The 20622-nt window shown below is 24.2% G+C and carries 15 protein-coding genes; all 15 read left to right on the top strand.

The window, feature by feature from the left end:
- The first annotated feature begins 3 nt into the window (after positions 1-3).
- Positions 4-777 (top strand): ABC transporter permease, encoded by a 774-nt coding sequence (locus ACKU4C_RS09870; protein ID WP_321311701.1) that lies wholly within the window; start codon positions 4-6, stop codon positions 775-777.
- Positions 777-2003 carry an ABC transporter ATP-binding protein gene (locus tag ACKU4C_RS09865; RefSeq protein WP_321311700.1) on the top strand — a complete coding sequence of 409 codons (1227 nt, stop codon included), beginning with the start codon at positions 777-779 and terminating at the stop codon, positions 2001-2003. Before ACKU4C_RS09870 ends, ACKU4C_RS09865 begins: the two co-directional genes overlap by 1 nt.
- Positions 1987-4458 (top strand): DUF4214 domain-containing protein, encoded by a 2472-nt coding sequence (locus ACKU4C_RS09860; protein ID WP_321311699.1) that lies wholly within the window; start codon positions 1987-1989, stop codon positions 4456-4458. The genes ACKU4C_RS09865 and ACKU4C_RS09860 overlap by 17 nt, the downstream gene beginning before the upstream one ends.
- Positions 4455-7016 carry a glycosyltransferase gene (locus ACKU4C_RS09855; RefSeq protein WP_321311698.1) on the top strand — a complete coding sequence of 854 codons (2562 nt, stop codon included), beginning with the start codon at positions 4455-4457 and terminating at the stop codon, positions 7014-7016. The genes ACKU4C_RS09860 and ACKU4C_RS09855 overlap by 4 nt, the downstream gene beginning before the upstream one ends.
- Positions 7007-8629, top strand: a complete 1623-nt coding sequence (locus ACKU4C_RS09850; protein WP_321311697.1) for a hypothetical protein — start codon at positions 7007-7009, stop codon at positions 8627-8629. Before ACKU4C_RS09855 ends, ACKU4C_RS09850 begins: the two co-directional genes overlap by 10 nt.
- 64 nt (positions 8630-8693) lie before the next feature.
- Complete coding sequence (locus ACKU4C_RS09845) at positions 8694-10610, top strand: hypothetical protein (RefSeq protein ID WP_321311696.1); 1917 nt, start codon at positions 8694-8696, stop codon at positions 10608-10610.
- 16 nt (positions 10611-10626) lie between these two features.
- The gene (locus tag ACKU4C_RS09840) at positions 10627-12648 is read left to right on the top strand and encodes a hypothetical protein (RefSeq protein WP_321311695.1); all 2022 of its coding nucleotides are present in this window, start codon (positions 10627-10629) and stop codon (positions 12646-12648) included.
- Positions 12645-13325, top strand: a complete 681-nt coding sequence (locus ACKU4C_RS09835; protein WP_321311694.1) for an HAD family hydrolase — start codon at positions 12645-12647, stop codon at positions 13323-13325. The genes ACKU4C_RS09840 and ACKU4C_RS09835 overlap by 4 nt, the downstream gene beginning before the upstream one ends.
- Entirely contained in the window at positions 13322-14386 is a 1065-nt protein-coding gene (locus tag ACKU4C_RS09830; RefSeq protein ID WP_321311693.1) for a class II aldolase/adducin family protein, read from the top strand. The genes ACKU4C_RS09835 and ACKU4C_RS09830 overlap by 4 nt, the downstream gene beginning before the upstream one ends.
- An 8-nt stretch (positions 14387-14394) precedes the next feature.
- Entirely contained in the window at positions 14395-16041 is a 1647-nt protein-coding gene (locus tag ACKU4C_RS09825) for a sugar phosphate nucleotidyltransferase (protein ID WP_321311692.1), read from the top strand.
- On the top strand, positions 16038-16406 hold the full coding sequence (locus tag ACKU4C_RS09820; RefSeq protein ID WP_321311691.1) for a GtrA family protein: 369 nt from the start codon (positions 16038-16040) through the stop codon (positions 16404-16406). The genes ACKU4C_RS09825 and ACKU4C_RS09820 overlap by 4 nt, the downstream gene beginning before the upstream one ends.
- Before the next feature lie 9 nt (positions 16407-16415).
- The gene (locus ACKU4C_RS09815; protein WP_321311690.1) at positions 16416-17117 is read left to right on the top strand and encodes a glycosyltransferase family 2 protein; all 702 of its coding nucleotides are present in this window, start codon (positions 16416-16418) and stop codon (positions 17115-17117) included.
- A gap of 1 nt (position 17118) precedes the next feature.
- Positions 17119-17718, top strand: coding sequence for a phosphatidylinositol-specific phospholipase C/glycerophosphodiester phosphodiesterase family protein (locus tag ACKU4C_RS09810; RefSeq protein ID WP_321311689.1), 600 nt, complete (start codon positions 17119-17121; stop codon positions 17716-17718).
- A gap of 161 nt (positions 17719-17879) precedes the next feature.
- Complete coding sequence (locus ACKU4C_RS09805; protein ID WP_321311688.1) at positions 17880-19523, top strand: AMP-binding protein; 1644 nt, start codon at positions 17880-17882, stop codon at positions 19521-19523.
- Positions 19514-20620 (top strand): cytochrome P450, encoded by a 1107-nt coding sequence (locus tag ACKU4C_RS09800; protein WP_321311687.1) that lies wholly within the window; start codon positions 19514-19516, stop codon positions 20618-20620. Before ACKU4C_RS09805 ends, ACKU4C_RS09800 begins: the two co-directional genes overlap by 10 nt.
- The last annotated feature ends 2 nt before the right edge of the window (positions 20621-20622 follow it).

Here is a 20622-nt window from a genome sequence, read left to right as displayed (position 1 = left end):
AAATTGAAAGAAAATATTTTATTAGCATTTAGTTTTGCTAGAAGAGATTTTAATGAAAGATATGTAGGTACTGGACTTGGTCAGTTTTGGTATCTTATTTCTCCTTTGGTAATGATATTTATTTATACAGTTATTTTTTCAGATTTTATGAAAATGAAATTAGATATAGTAGATAATAGTTATGCTTACAGTATATATCTTGTACCTGGATTGTTAGCATGGACTGCATTTAGTACTATTATTATGCGATTAAATACATCATTTTTTGAGAAATCACATCTTATTAAAAAAATTAATGTACCTATGTATAGTTTTCAATTAAGTATAGTGATTACTGAAGCTTTTTTATTTTTAATATCAATTTTATTTGCATTGGGTTTTTTAATTATTGTTAAACAACCAATTACTTTAACCTTTTTTTGGTTAATCCCAGTCATGGGATTGCAGGTGCTATTTTCATTTGGTATAGGTGTAACATTATCTTTATTTACAGCATTTTTTAAAGATTTAAAAGAGGTCGTCCCAATTATTGTACAACTGTGGTTTTGGATGACACCTATTATTTATCTTTCAAGTATGATAGAAAATAAATATCCTTTTCTTCTAAAATATAATCCATTTTATTATTTTGTTAAAATATATCAAGATATTTTTCTTTACTCTAGAGCACCTTCTTTTGAAACAATAGGACTATTATCTTTAATGACATTTCTTAGTGTTTTAATTGCAGGATATTTATATAAAAAGATGATTGGTACAATTAAGGATATTATTTAATGAAAAAAATTCTAGAAATAAAAAATGTTTCTAAGATATATAAAATATATAATAACAACTTTAATAGATTTAAAGAAATATTTACAAAGAAGAAATATCATAAAGAATTTATAGCAAATAAAGATATTAGTTTTGATTTATATGAAGGAGAAACACTTGGTATCATAGGTGTAAATGGTGCAGGTAAATCAACAATTCTTAAACAAATAGCAGGTGTTGTTGAGCCTACAAATGGTGAAATAATAAGATATGGTAGAGTTACTGCATTATTAGAACTAGGTACTGGATTTAACCCAGAACTTACTGGATATGAGAATATTTTTATGAATGGTACTCTTATTGGAATGACTCATAATGAATGTAAAGAAAAAGCAAGAGATATTATAGAGTTTAGTGAATTAGGGGATTATATAAATGAACCAATAAAAACATATTCATCAGGTATGAATATGAGACTTGCTTTTTCTATAGCAATATATTCTGAACCACAAGTATTAATTGTAGATGAAGCTTTAAGTGTAGGTGATGCACATTTTGGAGCTAAATGTACAAGAGCTTTGAGAGAAAGAAAAGAAAAAAATATGAGTATAATTTATGTTTCTCATGATTTAAATTCATTAAAACTACTTTGTGATAGGGTTATTCTTTTAAATCATGGAGAGTTAGCAAAAGAAGGTTCACCTGATGATGTTATAAATAGTTATAATTTTTTAATAGCTAAATTGAATGATAAACAAGAAAAAATGACTATAAAAAATTTAGAAAATAATTCTTTTGGAACATTTGATGTAGAAATAAAAGAAGTAATCATAAAGGGTGAAATATCAAACTCTGATATAGTTAGTTCTGGAGAGTCTGTAAATATTAAAGTAAAAATATATTCAAAAATTGATATTGATGATATGACTGTTGGTATTGTTATAAGAGATAAGTTTGGTCAAGATATTTTCGGAACAAACACTTATCATCATGATTTAAAAGTAAATTTTGAAAAAGATAAAAACTTTACATATACATTCTCAATGCCTTTAAATATTGGTGTAGGAAAATATAGTATTAGTGCAGCTGTGCATTCAAAAGATACACATTTAGAAAATTGTTCTCATTGGTTAGATCATGCTACAGATTTTGAAGTTGTAGGAATATGTGGAAAATTTTATGTAGGAATTTGTCGATTAGAACCAACAATAATATGTATAAAAGAAGAGAGTGAAAAAAGTGAATAAGTTAGAGTTATCTACTGAGCAAATTATTCAAAAGATAAAAGTTGAAATTTTAAAAAAGAAATATCCTAATTATGAAAAAAAATTATTTCATATAAGTCAAATTGAAGATAAAGAACAAGAAGAAAGTATAAAAAAAGCATTTGCATATTTGTTAAAGAGAATGGTTGATGATAAAACTTTAGAGAGTAATCTTAATTTATTAAATAATGGTTCTTTAGATACTTATGAAATGGTTAATCGGATATTAAATTCTGAAGAAAAAAAGAAATTAAATAATGAAGTAAATATCATTGGTTTAAAAAGAAAAGAAGAATTTTTATCAAAACTAAATTTTTCATTTGAATATCTAAAAAAAAATCATGAAATGCAAAATCATGAAATGCAAAATCATGAAATGCAAAATCATGAAATGCAAAATGAAAGTTTTTCTATTAAAGAAATATATGAGGTTAATGATTTTAATAAATATCATGATATTCAATTTATAAAAAATGTTTATATTGGTTTATTAAAAAGAGATGCTGATGAAAATGGATTAAACTATTATTTAGATAAATTAAGGCGAGGTATTAATTCAAAAACAGAAATATTGTGTGATATTAGATATTCTGATGAAGGAAGAAAAAATAATGTAAAAGTATTAGGACTTAAAAAAAGACAATTTTATAATTTTTTAACAAAAATCCCTATTTTGAATTATCCAATTAAATTTTTAAAAATATTAATATTTTTACCTAAACTAGAAAGAAAAATATACAATATTGAAGCAGATATTAATAGAAGAATAATAGAGACTAATAATAAAATAGTAGAGACTAATAATAAAATAGTAGAGACTAATAATAAAATAGTAGAGACTAACAATAATATTTTTAATAATATAGAAAATATTGAAAATATATTTTTAAATCATTTCAATAATATTTTTGATATACTCAAAGAAATTACTATTAAATATAATTATTCAGTTGATGTAATCAATAATAAATCATCAGATGATGATATAAAAATATTATTTCAATTTATTAATAATTTAGTAGATAAATCAGAAGTTGAAAGAAAAGAAGAAGGTTTATTATCAAAGATAGATCAAAAAGTAGATAAATCAGAATTTGAAAGAAAAGAAGAAGGTTTATTATCAAAGATAGATCAAAAAGTAGATAAATCAGAAGTTGAAAGAAAAGAAGAAGGTTTATTATCTAAGATAGATCAAAAAGTAGATAAATCAGAAGTTGAAAGAAAAGAAGAAGATTTATTATCAAAGATAAATCAAAAAGTAGATAAATCAGAAGTTGAAAGAAAAGAAGAAGGTTTATTATCAAAGATAGATCAAAAAGTAGATAAATCAGAATTTGAAAGAAAAGAAGAAGGTTTATTATCAAAGATAGATCAAAAAGTAGATAAATCAGAATTTGAAAGAAAAGAAGAAGGTTTATTATCAAAGATAGATCAAAAAGTAGATAAATCAGAAGTTGAAAGAAAAGAAGAAGGTTTATTATCAAAGATAGATCAAAAAGTAGATAAATCAGAAGTTGAAAGAAAAGAAGAAGGTTTATTATCTAAGATAGATCAAAAAGTAGATAAATCAGAAGTTGAAAGAAAAGAAGAAGATTTATTATCAAAGATAAATCAAAAAATAGATAAAAATCATTTAGATGTATTTGTTCATGAAAATACATTAAAAGAAATACAAAGTGATTTAGATTTAAAACTTCAAAAAAAAGTAGATATAAATTCAATAGATTTAAAAAAACACTTTGAAGTTGAATCAGAAAAATATTTAGAAGAGGCAATTTCAAAGCTCAATGTTCCTATTCAAGAATTTAGTTCTATGAATCAAGATGAATTATATTATTCATTATTTGAGAATGTTTTTTATAATTCCAAGGTTGTAAAAGAAAAACAAAAAGTATATATTGAATATATTCCAAAATTAAATACTAAAGAAATACCACATTTAGATATTGGTTGTGGAAGAGGTGAATTTTTATATAACTTGAGGGAAAATAATTTCTATGCAAAAGGTATTGATATTAACTCTCTTGAAATAGAAAAATTAAAAAAAGAAAAATTTGATGTTAAGACAATTGATTTAATTAAATACTTATCAAATACTGAAAAAGTATTTTCGAGTATAAGCGCACTACAAGTTATTGAACATTTAGATTATGATATTTTAAAAAGCTTTATAGAATTAAGCTATAGTAAAATTGCTAAAGGTGGTGTAATTATTTTAGAAACTATAAATCCTCATAATAAGTTAGCTTTTAATAGTTTTTATATGGATGAAACACATAAAAGACCCTTACCCCCTGAAATGATAGCGTTTATGCTTCAATGGTTAGGTTTTAAAGATATAAAATATATTTATACATCACCTTTACCTGTAGAGTTTAGAACTAGTGATATTAAACATAATTACCATGATTATGCTGTTATAGGATATAAAAAATGAATATTTTAATGGATTTATTGGCTATCCAGTCTGAAGGATCAAGGGGTAGAGGAATAGGTAGATATTCTGAAGAATTATCTAAGAATATTTTAAAATTACATTCCGCTGACGTAACTTTATTGTTAAATTCGCTTTTCCCTGAGCATAAAGAGGATATTCTTAATACATTTAGTTCTTTAATTGATGAAAAAAATATTCAAGAATACAGACTTTTAGATTCAAGTGATAAAGATTTTAAAAATAAATCACTTTTTAACAATATCAATAGTTTTTTAATAGAAAAGCAATTTTCTAAATATAATAATGCAGATATTATACATTTTCATAGTATATTTGAGGGGTTAGAGGGGAAAGCAGATACTTTAAAAACATTTCTTAATATTACAAATTTAAAAACAGTAATAACTTTATATGACTTAATTCCTTTAATTTTTAAAGATACGTACTTAGTTAATGAAGATGTACGTAAATGGTATTTTAATAAATTAAGATTAATTTATGAAGCAGATTTGTTGTTTGCCATATCTGATGCAACAAGAGAGGATGCAATTAATATTTTAGGAATACCTGAAGAAAAAGTTATAAATATTAGTGGAGCTATAGATTCTTCAAATTTCTTTAAGTTAAAAACTAAAAATGATAATGAAAAAACTTTAATAAAGTATGGTATAAATCAACCTTATTTGATGTATACAGGTGGAATCGACTTTAGAAAAAATTTAGAAGTAAGTATAGAAGCATTCTCTAAAATCAAACAAAAAAACTTTGAAAACTTTCAGTATGTAATAGTTTGTAAAATAAATGATGACCAAAGAAAATCTTTTCAAGAACTTATAAAAAAATTAGATATACCTGATAACAAAGTAATATTTACAGGTTTTGTATCAGATGAAGAATTAAATTATTTATATAATAAAGCATATTTGTTTATTTTTCCTTCAATCTATGAAGGTTTTGGTTTACCAGTTTTAGAAGCTATGAGTTGTGGTACACCTGTAATAGGAAGTAATGCCTCAAGTATTCCAGAAATTATAGGTAGAGACGATTGTATGTTTGACCCTACTTCTATTGAAGACATTTCTAATAAAATTGATTACGTACTTGATGATAAGAACTTAGTTGAAACATTAAAAGATTATTTTTACGATAGATCAAAACTTTTTTCATGGGAAAAATCTGCTCAGATTGCAATAGCTGGATATAAAAAATTAGAAAAAAAAGAAAAAGTTCCAATAAAAAATACAAAAGTTGCTTTTTTTACGCCATTGCCTCCTAAAAGATCTGGAATATCAGATTATTGTTTAGAGTTAATTCCTTTTCTATCAAAATATATGAATATTGATATTTATGTAGATGATTATGATGTAAAAGATGATTATATAAAATATAATTTTAATATTTTTAGTTATAAAGAATTTGAATCTAAAAAAAATGAATATGAAAATATAATATATCAGTTTGGTAATTCTGAATTTCATCAGTATATGTACAATATTGCACTTAATAATCCAGGTATTATAGTTTTACATGATTTCTTTTTAAGTGGACTTGTTAATTATATTGCAGATAAGACGCAAAATCCATCTTTCTTCTTTAATGAATTAGTATATTCACATGGAAAGATTGGTGAAGAATATTCAAATAAAATTCTTTCAAATGAAATTGAGGTTGTGAATGCAATTATTGATTTACCTATGAATAAAAGTATCGTTAATAGTGCAAAAGCAATTATAGTACATTCAAATTATTCAAAAGATTTATTTAAAAAATATTACAAAGATGAAGTGTATAATATTTTTAAAATAGAACAATTGATAAAAGCTCCTTCAAAAAAAATTGTTGATTCAAAGAGTTTATATAGAAAAAAATTAAAATTTGATGATGACGATGTAGTTTTATCAGCATTTGGACATATAACTGATACTAAGCAATATGATTTTATCTTAGAAAGTATAATAAAAGAAAATATTTTGAAAAATAAAAATATTAAGTTATGTTTTGTTGGAGATTTTATTTGTGAAGAGTATAAAAAGAAAATATTTTCTTTAATAGAATCTAACAATATAGATGAACAAGTATTTATCACAGGTTTTGTTAATGATAGCTTATATCGTGAGTATTTATTAGCATCAGATATTGGAATAAATTTAAGAATAAATTCCAGAGGTGAAACTTCAAGAGCATTGTTAATGAATATGGCCTATGGATTACCAACAATAATTAATGATTATGCTTCATTTAGCGAAATAACTGATACTGCAACTCATAAAGTTAAAATGAATGATGGTCAAAGCTTTACTGATGCAATTTCTTTATTAGTTAAAGATAAAGAGTATAGAAATAGATTATCAATAAATGCTTTTAAACATATTCAGAAATATCACAATCCAGATGCTATTGCATTTGAAATATACAACATTTTATTAGATCAGATTGCTTCTATCCAAGATAAAAAAGAGGTAATACCTAATTTGGCAAAGATAATAGTAGACAATAATTTGGATTTAAATGAATCAGAATATGTTAACTTGGCTGAAGTGATAAAAAAATGCAAATAAATATAAAATTAATTACATTTTTCTATTTTTTATTAGTATCCACTCTTGTCGTTTATTATGTTGAAGTATATTTATGTGGTAATTATTTTTGGACATTCTGGCCAGCAGATTTCTGGAAAATTCCTAATCTTTATAAATATTTAAATTTTACTCCAATTTTAGGTGGAGAACAAAAAGGATGGGATGGGCAATTTTATTATTATATCTCTAATGACTTATTAGGATTAAATGATACCTATAATCATATTGATAGCCCATCATATAGATGGCAAAGAATAGGCTTACCTATAGCTGCAAAAATTGTTTCAATTTTAATGTTTAGTGATATTGTTTTGTCTATACATTTTATATTAGCTAATATTTTAATTGTCACATTTGGTTTGTATTTTTTAATGAAATATTATAAAGAAATAGGTATCAACCCTCTATTCGCATTATTTTGGGGGCTTTCATTAGGTGTATTAATTACTTTAACTAATGGTTTACCTGATGCTGCTGCTGATGCACTTTTTTTAATAGCTTTTATCTCTTATCTTAGAAATAAAAGTTATATGTATATACTTTTTATGAGTTTTGCAATCTTAACTAGAGAAGGTTATGTTGTAGCAGCTTTTTTCATATTTTGTCTTGAAGTATTCTATTTATTAAAAAATAAAAATCTTAAAAAAGATTTTTCTTATATCTTAAAATATGTTATTTTATATTCAATCCCTGGAGTTATTTTTTTATTATGGCAAATTTATTTAACTATACATTTTAATATCTTACCTTCAGCACAAGCAAATAAAATAACAGATTATCCTTTTGTACAGATATTTAATACCTTGATTAGATTATATAACTCAAATGATTATATAGCACTATTTGGATTATTTATTTTTGTTTCAATTATACTTTTAACTTTAGTGTTAAGTTTCATAAAAATAAAAGAAAATAAGAAATATATCCCAATATTTTTTTTAACAGTACTTATATTATCTTTAGGTGAAATAGTAATGTATTATTATAGAGACTTTTTAAAAGCAATTACAGTTTTTATTGCTATTTTACCTCTTTTGGTTTCAACATTTAATATAAAAGTAAAGTTTCTTGTTTATATTGTATTGTTGTTATCATTAATTTTTAGTATTAAACAGTATCCAGAAGTTAGAAGCTATGGATTTGAACCAACTGGATTTAAAGTAGAAAAATCAAATTCATTTAAAGCAAAGAAATTAGATAGTTTTGAAAGTCAAATAGAAATATTTAGTTCAACTTCGAATCAATTTTATAAAAGTTTATTTAATATTGATAGAGAAATTTTTTATTTAAAAGTAAAAAATAATTCAAATGATATCTGGTTTTCAAAATCGAATAAAGATGGCAATTATGCAACAATGTTAACATATCATTTTTTTGATCCTAAGGATTTATCAAAACCTATAGGAGGAGATTACAGAAGTAAACTTTCTAAAGATATATATCCTGGTGAAGAATCTATGGAAAAAATGATTGTGTATTATCCAAAAAAAAGTGGAGAGTATATATTAAGAGTAACTTTACTACAACATCCAGTTGCTTTTTTTTACAATGTAGGGGGGGCATATAAAGATTATGAAATTGAAGTTAAATAAAATGTATTATATAAAATTATTAAATATATCTTTTATATTTTTATCTTTTTTTATTGGAATTTCGTTGTCAATTCAAACAATTATATTAAATTCTGATACTTTGTTTGTAACAGATTTTATAAGTAGTAGCCTCGAAGTAAAAAGTTTATTTGAATACTGGAAATTTACACCAGCTCCTGCATATTTTCCTGATGTAATATTATATTTTTTTACAGAACCTTTATTTCATAATGCAATAGCAAATTTGTTTATTGTATCTTTAGTCCAATTGCTATTATTAGTTTTTTTTACGCATAAAATAATTTTGTTACTTTTAGGTACTGATAAAAATGGAAATACAATAAAGTACACATTATTTTTCTATGCAGTATTATCTATTATATTTACTAATAATGCAACTTGGTTTTTACATCAAAATAATAATGTCCATGCAAGTGCTTATATCTTTTCTTTAATTAATTTATATATTATTATGAAATTTGTTTCATTAAAAGAAATAAATAATATTTCTTATTTATTTGTATTTTATTTGATAAATGTTTTAGCTTTAATATCTACTAAACTTTTTATGTTAGTTTTCTTTCTTCCTGTATTATTAACTCTTATTTTTTTTATATTTAAAAAGTTTAATAAAAAATTATTTATAGTATTAATAATATTAATACTATCTTTTATTACATACTATTTGGTTAAAGATTTGATTATATTACATAATCCTTTGAATGAGAGAACAAAATTATCTTTAGATAGAATTTTAATTACATCAAACTATATATTTAAGATTTTTGTTTCTATTTATGAGAAATTTAATATGTATTATGCAACTTTGATAATAGGATACTTAATCTCTTTTATATATTTAATTATTAATAGACAAATTTTATTTAAATATTTAAATAAAAAGAAATATATTTTTAGTGTAAATAAGATATCATTTATTTTAATATTTTTTATTTTCCTAATATGTATAAATATTTTGGGTGTTATCATTTCAGGTGGATTATCAGATTTATATGGTTTTAGATATTTTATATTACTTCCTATTCTTTTATATATTATTTCGATTACAATATATTTAAAATATACATCAAAAAATAGAAATTCTATTTTTTTTATTTTTGCATTTTTATTAATATTTGTTTATTCAATAATAGAATGGAAACAATTTATTACTAATGGTTCTTTTAATGAAAGAATAAAAAGTTCATATGAATTCAAAGCTGCTTCATGTATCAATAAATATAAAGAAAAGATTAATTTAAGAACAGGTTTATCTGATTATTGGTCATCACGAGGTGTAAAGTACTTTTTAGAATCTGATATAAATATGATAGAATCTACTTCAAATTTAGATTTTCAATTTTGGATGAATTCAATTGAACCTATTATTGATAAAAAGAAGTTTAATACATTAATAAATTTTATTTTTTTAAATAATCATTTAGATAAAAAAAATATATTAAAATTAGTGCCAAAAGGATTTAAATATTATCAATGTGAAAATTTGAAGGATAGTGGTATTTTATTTTATGACAATAATATATTTGATGATTGGATATATACGAATATTTATTATCCATACCTCTTGAATAATAATTTTATAAATTCTTTTGAATTAAAAGGAAAAATTTTTTTTAGAGAAGTAGGTAGAAATGTTAATGATAATAGAGTTGCTAACCATTTAGATGGATCAGGTTATGCAATGTTTGGTCCATATCAAACTTTAAACCCTGGTAAATATTTATTTAGATTAAATTATATTTTCAACGATAAAAATAATAATAAACCTTCCTTTGATATAATTTTACATAAAGGAAATACTGAAAATATTTTATTTAAAGGTAGTTTATCAAAAAATACACAAGTTGAAGAAGAGATTATAACTATAGATGAGTCTAATCCTTTTGAATTTAGAATATTTTATAATGGTAGTGGTGAGTTAACAATTAAAAGTTTATCTATTACAAAAATTAAAAACTAAATAAGAAAGATAACATATGAATATAGAAAAAAATTTAATATTAAATAGATATTTATTTATTGTTATTATTTGTAAACTAATACTTTTAATAACTTTTTCATCTGAATTAAGTGATCAGTTATTTATCCCTTTTATTAATACTTTTATTGAGAAAGGTGGTAATCCTTGGCAATATTATTTTGATAATGGATTACATTTAGATTCTTTTCCTTATCATGCTTTACTTTTATATATATTATCTTCCTTTACGTTTTTATCAAATATTACAGGTTTGGATTTATTTTTTAAATTACCTCTTTTAATTGCTGATGTGAGTATTTTATTAATTTTATATAAAATTTTTCCTAACAAAAAACAAAATATTTTCATCTATTATTTTTTAAATCCAATAATTATTTATTCTATATATATACATGGGCAATTAGATATTATTCCTACGGCATTATTTATGTTAGCCGTTTATTATCTTATTAAAAATAAATATCTTTTTTCTTCTGTGTTTTTGGCTTGTGCATTAGCAACAAAATTTCATCTAATAGTTGCATTGCCATTTATAATATTTTATCTATACAAAACAAATAATATAAAAAAGATTTTTAGTTATTTACTTCTTGCGATTGGTATATTTTTTTTATTAGATTTGCCTTTTTTATTTTCAAAAGGTTTTATAGAACTTGTTTTATTTAATCAAAAACAATCTTTATTATTTGATTCATTTTATAATATTGGAGAACTTAAATTATTGTTACCAATTTCTGCAATATTAACTGTTTATTTCCATTTTTTTAATCAAAATAAAGTAAATGATGATTTATTATTTTTTTATTTTGGTATTTTGTTTGTAAGTGTATTGTTTTTTGTTTATCCATCTCCAGCATGGTATGTATGGATTGTTCCTTTTATGTCAATTTATTTCATACAAAATCAAAATCAAAATAAAACTAAGATATTACATTTTGTATTTTCATTTTCATATTTAGTGTTTTTCATATTTTTTTATAGAAGTGAATATAAAGATATTTTATTTCTTGGACAAGAAATTGATTTAAAAATAGAAAATGAAAAGTTAAGAAATATTTCTTTTACTTTTTTAGAAGTAATGCTTTTAGCAATTATGTATGCCTTTTATAAATATGGAATAAAAAGTAATTCTATTTATAAAAAACAAACAAACTTAACAATTGGTATAGGTGGAGATAGTGGTGTAGGAAAGACTACATTATTAAATAACCTTGAATCTTTAGTGGGAGAAGATAAATTTTTGCAAATTGAGGGCGATGGTGAACACAAATGGGAAAGAGGTGATACCAACTGGCAAAAATATACTCATCTTGATCCAAAAGCTAATTTTATTCATAAACAAGCTGATGCAATTTTTAATTTAAAACATAATAATAGTATTTATAGAAGTGAATATGACCATAATACTGGAAAATTTACAAAACCACTTAAAGTAAATCCAAAAGAATTTATTGTTATTGCTGGACTACATCCTTTTTATTTGCCTAAACTGAGAAAAAATATAGATTTAAAAATATATATAGATACTGATGAAAAGTTAAGACGACACTGGAAAATTATAAGAGATACTAAAAAAAGAGGTTATTCTATTGAAAAAATATTAGAACAAATAGAAGGTAGAATGAGTGATGCTACTAAATATATTTATCCTCAAAAAGAGTTTTCAGATATCCAAATACGATATTTTTCTGTGAACGATTTTGATTTAGGTAATGAGCTTGAATCTATTCACTTAGGATTAAAAGTTACTTTTGATGCAAATGTTCATATAGAAGATATCTTAAAAAGTTTAGATGATTATAACTATAAATGGGATTATAATGATGATTTAAAATCTCAATATATTGAATTTAAAACAGTGCCTCAAATTGATGTAGAGGATATTGCTATTAATACAATAGCAAATATTAATGAAATAATCTCTTCTGAGGCTCAGTTTAAATCAGGATATGATGGTTTTATTCAATTAGTGTGTTTAAAAATGATAAGTGAAAAATTAAAAGAGGAAGATAAATGAAATATAAAGGTATACTTTTAGATATAGATAATACCCTTTATAACTATAAGAAAACTCATACTCTTGCAAAGAGTGCAGTCATAAATTATTGTGTAGAGAAGTTTTCTATTAAAGAAGAGTTTATTGAAGATGCCTATAATAAAGCTAGATCAACTGTTCATCTTGAGTTAGCAGAGACAGCATCTTCTCATAATAGACTGTTGTATTTTCAAAAAATGCTAGAGATATTGGAGATAAATGCATTATTGTATGCATTAGATATCTATAATACGTATTGGGATACTTTTTTAGAAAATCTAATGCCTTTTGAAAATATATATTTATTACTTGAAAAATATAAAGGTAGAATATGTTTAGTAACAGACCTTACTGCACATATACAATATAGAAAAATAAAAAAACTAAAACTAGATAAATATTGTAATTGTATTGTTACTAGTGAGGAAGCAGGACGAGAAAAACCTCACCCATATATGTTTATGTTAGGATTAAAAAAACTAAATTTAACGCCAAAAGATGTATGCATGATTGGAGATAGTTATAAAAAAGATATTTTAGGAGCTTCTAATTTAGGGATAAACACAATTTGGTTAAATCATGAAAATAAAGAAGAAAATATAAAAATAAATTCTATTAAAGAAGTAAAATCTTTTGAAGAAATATTGGAGTTGGTATGAATGAAGTAGAAGCATTAGTAAGAATATCAAAGTTTGCAGGTGAAAGGTTTGATCTTGTTCAAGCTGGTGGGGGGAATAGCTCTGTTAAATTAGATGATGATAGAATGTTAATAAAAGCATCAGGATTTTCTTTAAGTGAGGTAGAACAAGATAGTGGATATTCTAAAGTATCTACAAGCATGATTGCAAAAATTGTAGAAAATAATGAAGTGTTAGATGCAAATGATAAAAGAACTAGAGAATCTATCACAGCGAATCTTGTAAAAGAAGGAACGATAGATAAAGAAAATAGACCTTCTATTGAAACTCTTCTTCATTCTTTGGTTTATAAATATACCTTACATACACATCCTGTAGTAGTAAATATGGTTTTAAACAAGCCCAATTATAAAGAGATTCTTAGTTCATTATTCGATTCAGATATTGTTTTAGTTGAGTACAAAACCCCAGGTATTGAACTAGCCCTTGAACTTTATGAAGAGATAAATAAGTTTGAAGTATTACCAAAGCTTATTTTTTTACAAAATCATGGTCTAATTGTAACTTCAAATGAGTTAGAAGATATAGAAAATTTAACTAATGAAGTAGTAGATAAAATATCAAAATATCTCCAAATGGATATGACAAAGTATAAAAAAACGAATAAAATATCAAAATTATTAAAACAATTAGATGAAAATGAAAATATCACATATTTATCTAATGATTTAGAACTTAATAGTCTACTAAAAACTGATAAAAGTTTGTTTTTTAAAAAACCATTTTGTCCTGACTCTTTAGTGTATTGTGGAATTAGTGGTATTGAGATAAAAAGCTTTGATGATATTGAGAGTATTAACGAGTATCAGAAAAACTATTATGAATTGCCAAAAGTTATAATTCATGATAATGATATATTTTTATCCGCAAAAAATATTAAAAAAGCAAAAGATATGGAAGATGTTTTAAAATTTCATATTTTGGTTTTAGCCCAAGATATAAAAGATGTGAATTATTTAGAATTAGATGAACTGGCTTACCTTTCAAATTGGGAAGCTGAAAAATACAGACAAAAGTTATAGGAGAGAATATGCATATTGTAGTACCAATGTCAGGAGTAGGAAATAGATTTGTAGAAGCAGGATATAAAGATCCTAAACCTTTAATTGTGATAGATGGAAAACCTATTATCGCACACGTATGTGATTTATTCCCAGGAGAAACAAAATTTACATTTATATGTAATTCAAAACATCTTGCTGAAACAAATATGAGAGATATACTTTTATCTTTAAAGCCAAATGCAAATGTAGTAGAAATACCAAACCATAAGAAAGGTCCAGTTTATGCTGTATCTTTGATAGAAGATTTAATTGATGATGATGAAGAGATAATAGTAAACTATTGTGATTTTGGTACATATTGGGATTATGAAGATTTTTTAAAACATACAAGAGATAGAGATGCCGATGGAGCAATACCTGCTTATAAAAGATTTCATCCTCATATGTTAGGTACAACAAACTATGCATTTATGAGAGATGATAAACAATGGATGTTAGAGATAAAAGAGAAAGAACCTTTTACAGATAATAGAATGGAAGAATATGCTTCAAATGGTACATATTATTTTAAAAAAGGAAGCTATGTTAAAAAATATTTCCAAGAGATAATGGATAAAGACATTAATCTAAAAGGTGAATATTATGTCTCTTTAATCTATAATTTATTGGTAAAAGATGGATTAAAAGTATCTATTTATGATGTTCAACATATGTTACAATGGGGAACACCAGCTGATGTTGAAGAGTATAATACTTGGTCTAAATACTTTAAAGATGCAATCTTAGAAAAAGAAAAGCCAGCTGCGAAAGATAATAGTTTAACCCTAATACCTTTAGCAGGTAGAGGAAGTAGATTTGCAAAAGTAGGATATAAAAACCCTAAGCCACTAATTGATGTAAGTGGAAAACCAATGATTATCCAAGCAGCAAACTCTTTACCTAACTCAAAAGAGCATATATACGTAACGTTGCAAGAACATTTAGACAACTATCCTTTAGAAAAAGCATTAAAAAAAGAATATCCAAAGTCAAAAATTATTCCTATTAATGAAGTGACTGAGGGGCAAGCTATCACTTGTAGTTTAGGACTAAAAGATGTTGATGAATCAAAATCTTTATTGATAGCAGCAACTGATAATGGAATGATTTATAATAAAGAGAAATATCAAAAACTTATTGATAGTGATGATGTAGACGCTATTATCTTTACCTTTAGACACCATATTAGCAGTAAAAATAATCCTCAAATGTATGGTTGGGTAAAAATTGATGATAATGACAATGCCACAGGAGTATCTGTAAAAGTTCCAATATCTGATAACCCATATGAGGATCATGCTGTAGTTGGCACATTTTGGTTTAAAAAAGTTGAATATTATAATAAAGCTCTAAAAAATTTATTAGATAAAGATATAAGAGTAAATGGTGAATACTATGTTGATTCACTAATGGATGAGTTAATTGAAATGGGATTAAAAGTTAAAGTGTTTGAAGTTGATGATTATATTTGTTGGGGAACACCTGATGATTATGAGACTTTTGTATATTGGCAAAGCTTTTTCCATAAAATACCATGGCATCCATACTCTTTAGAAAAAGATATAACAGTAAATAAAAATAAAATAGAAGAGTTAGATAAAAAATATAAAACTTTTGAGCAAGAATATAGATGAGTAAACTAAAAAAAGAAGTTAAAAGATTTTTAGTAGCTGGATTTAGTGCAGTTGGTACAGATTTAGCTACTTATTACTTATTATTAAACTTTTTTGAACATGATATTGCTAAAACAATCTCTTTTCTTTTAGGAACGATAGTTGCTTTTGTTATAAACAAATATTGGACTTTTGAAAAACATGGAAAATCATATAAAGAGATTGTTCAGTTTGCAATTTTATATACAGTAACACTTGGAGCAAATGTTTTAACTAATAAACTTGTTTTAGAACAAACACAAATAGTTTTGTTGGCATTTTTAATAGCAACAGGTGTAAGTACAGTTTTAAATTTTTTAGGTCAAAAATTTTGGGTTTTTAAATAAAGGAAAAAAATGAAATTATCAATAATAGTGCCATGTTATAATGAATCAAAAAATATACCTCTTATATTGGAGAAGTTTTCAAGTGTAATTGATAGGAATGATGTTGAAGTTATTTTGGTAAATAATGGGTCAACAGATAATAGTGAAGAGGTAATAAATAGCCTATTACCTAAATTTAATTTTGCCAGATGTGTAAAAGTTGAAGTAAATCAAGGTTATGGATTTGGTATTACATCTGGTTTAAATGAAGCAAAAGGTGAATTTATTGGATATACCCATGCAGATATGCAAACTGACCCAGCTGATTCCTTAAAAGCTTTAGACATTATAGAAAAACAAGCAACTCCTCAAAATACTTATGTGAAAGGTGATAGGAAAGGAAGACCCTTGTTTGATCAGTTTTTTACTATAGGAATGAGTTTTTTTGAAACTGTATATTTAGGTACAAAACTTTGGGATATAAATGCTCAACCAAATATTTTTCATAGAAGTTTTTTTGAAAATATAAAGAAAAGTTGTCCTAAAGATTTTTCTTTAGATTTATATTTTTTGTATATGGCGAATAAAAAAGGACTTAATCTAATTAGGTTTGATGTGGTATTTCCTCCTAGAATACATGGTGAATCAAGTTGGAATACAGGTTTTTCTTCAAAATGGAAATTTATAAAAAGAACATTAGAATTTAGTTTTAAGTTAAAAAAGGAACTTTAAAATGGAATATATTGCACATAGAATAAATACAATTGAAGAATTAAAGCAAGTTCCAAAAGAGTTTGGAGTTGAGTTAGACTTAAGAGATTTTGGGGATAAATTAGTTTTACAACATGATCCTTTTAAGTCAGGTGAAGATTTTGAAGAATATTTAAAACATTATAACCATGGGACAATGATTCTTAATATTAAAAGTGAAAGAATTGAACATAAAGTATTAGAGTTGATTCAAAAATATGGAATAGAAAAATACTTTTTTTTAGACAGTTCTTTTCCTATGATTTACTTACTTTCTAAAAATGGTGAAAAAAATATTGCATTACGTTTTTCAGAATTTGAAGGAATAGATACTATACTAACAATGAAAGGTAAAGTAGAATGGATATGGGTAGATTGTTTTTCAAAATTGCCTATTACAAAGGAAAATTATAAGTTATTAAAAGATAATGGTTTTAAATTATGTTTAGTTTCTCCTGAGCTACAAAGCCAACCTGAAAAGTTAGAAGAATATAAAAATTATTTAGAATATAATCAAATTTTATTTGACTCTATATGTACAAAAATTTACTGTATTGATAGTTGGAAGAAGAGTTTTAAATAATAGAGTATAAATATTATGCATTTTATGATTTAACCTAAGTATTAATAATTTAAAATTATGTATTAGACTTAGTTAAACTTTTTTTACTTTATAATACTTTTAAGGAATAATTTAATAATATACTTTAAAAATTAATGATATTTATTATCTTAAGGATGATTTTGAATAAATGTTTAGCATTAAAGATTGAGAAAGTATTATCTTCATCCAATCATGAATGGCAATATTGCTTTTTAGAAAGAGGTGGGGATAGAGGTGAAGTTTATTTATCACCTAAAGAAATTCTTGCTTTATCAAAAGAGTTCGCTTATAGTCTTATTCAATACATACCTGCAAATAGTAAATTGATTTTATTGCTAGAACATGGTCCAAATTTTTTGATCACGTTAATAGCTTGTATTTTTGCAGGTATAACTGTAATTCCCACTACAATTTCTCGCTTTGGGCTAAATTCATTAAGATTAGGTAAAATTATTAAAATATGTGATGGCTCATTTATTTTAACCCATGATAATAAAATTGAGTCAATTAAATCATTATTTAAAAGTGATGATTTATTTAATATAAATAATGTATTAACAATAGAATCTTTGTCAAATACTACTAAAGTGAATAAATCTTTAAAATTACCAGGTTTTGAAATATCCCAAAATCAACCAGTTATAATTCAATTTACTTCAGGTACTACTAGTGAGCCTAAAGGGGTTTTGATTTCATCTGAGAATATTTTAGCAAATTATTATAAAGTTGCATCAAAATGGAACTTTAGAAAAGAAAAAACCTTATTAACTTGGTTGCCTCATTTTCATGATATGGGTTTGTTCGGGGGACTTTTTTATCCATTATTAAGTGGACAGAAAATAGTTCAGATGGACCCTTTGCATTTTATACAAAAACCACAACGTTGGCTTTATGCAATAAGTAAATTTAAAGTAAACTTTACTGGAGGCCCAGCTTTTTCTTTTGAACTTTGTAATGAACTTGATATAGAAAAGTTTAATAATAAATTAGATTTGTCAAGTTTAGAAGTTGCTTTTTGTGGTGCAGATTATGTTCCATCAAAAACATTGAATTCTTTTAGAAAAATATTTTCACAATTTCATTTAAATCCATTATCTGTAACTCCTGTATATGGACTTGCAGAAGCAACATTATTTGTTTCAGGGGAACCAAATTTTAGATTTTCAAAACCTCAAATCTATAAAGGAAATTATACAGAGGGATGTTATCTCGGAGAAGAAAAAAATTTAGAAATAAAAATAGTCGATTTATATAATGATAATGTTTTATCAAATGGAGAAATAGGTGAAATAATTATTAGTGGTAATTCTATTACTCAAGGATATTATGAAAAAGAATCTTTTTATCCTTCAAAAAGATTTAGAACAGGTGATTTAGGTTTTATTTCAAATAATCATCTTTTTATTACAGGGCGAAAAAAAGATATTATTGTAAAAAATGGAAAAAATATTTCACCCTCTGAACTAGAACAAATAGCAGCAAGAAATAGTGATCTATTAAATGCACATTCAGCTGCAGCAATTCAAATTGAAGGTTCTATTGATGGTGATATTATTCTATTTATTGAAGTAAGAGAAAAAGAAAAATATAAATTAAACAATAAAGAAGAATTGATTAAAAATATCAATCAAGATATTCAAAAAAATTTTGGAGTAACATTATCTAAAATATTTTTTCTAAAAAGAGGTGAACTTATGAAAACTTCAAGTGGAAAAATTCAGAGGAAAATTGTTGCAAATAATTATCAAAAAGGCTATAAATTTAAGGAGTATGAGTGCAGGTAATTAAAGACTTTAAGACAGCAAAACGAATTCTTTCTTCAAAAGAAGAATTTGGACCTCCAAATATGTATAATTACATTGAATTAATTGAAAAGGAATCTGGAATTGATTTTACAGAGTTAAAAAGACATTTAAAAATGTTTCTTCCTTTCATGCATGGAAAAGAACATCTTGATATTAGAAAGCCAGTTAATAAGATTTTTACACATTTAGCAATTGAAAGATTTAATTCAAATATTATTGAAGCAATAGAATATAGATTAAATGAAATAGAAAAGATTAAAAATGATAGTATTGATTTAATAGTAGATATTTGTGATAATTTTTATATTGATATGACTGAGATTTTGTTTGGAGTAAAAATATCTGATAGAAAAGAATTTATTAAACAAATTGAAATAGCTACAAAGTCTGTTGAAAGAATGGCATCAGTTTCACAGTTTATAAAATTACAAAATGTTTTAATTGATCTTAATAATTTGATTATTAAACAATATGATAATTTCCCTGCAAATAGTTTATTTAAAGTTATTTCTGAGCATACAAAAAATATTATGACAAAAGAAGAAATTGTATCACTACTTATTGTATTATTAATTGCTCCTAGAGCAACAACTGAAACAATTTCACATATTATGGTAGCTTACAGTGAAATGGAAGATGAAAAAATAAGAAAATATTCATCTTTTGAATGGGTTAATAATCATGTTGATGATTTAATTCGTCTCTATGCATCAACTAATTTGTTATCAAAAGAAACAAAAAAAGATGTTAAAATTAATGGAAAAATAATTCCAAAAGGGACTCAAGTTTTAATTGATATTCCTTCAATAAATCGGGATAATAAACAGTATGGTGAACAAGTAGAGTTGGAAAAAATAGATGATTATAGTCCATCAATTTCTCATCTTACATTTGGTTCAGGAAGTCATAAATGTTTAGGTGCTGAACTTTCAAAAAACATAATAAAAGAGTTTATCCCTAGGTTTTTTGAGAAATTTCCTATAATTAAATGTGATTTAAGTAAACAAATATTTTATAAAGCAGAAATAGCAACTAGAATAAAAAATCTACCTGCTAAATTTATAGAATCTAATTAGGA

Source organism: Halarcobacter sp. (genome assembly GCF_963676935.1).
Lineage (GTDB): Bacteria > Campylobacterota > Campylobacteria > Campylobacterales > Arcobacteraceae > Halarcobacter.
This window is presented reverse-complemented; position numbering and strand designations above follow the sequence as displayed.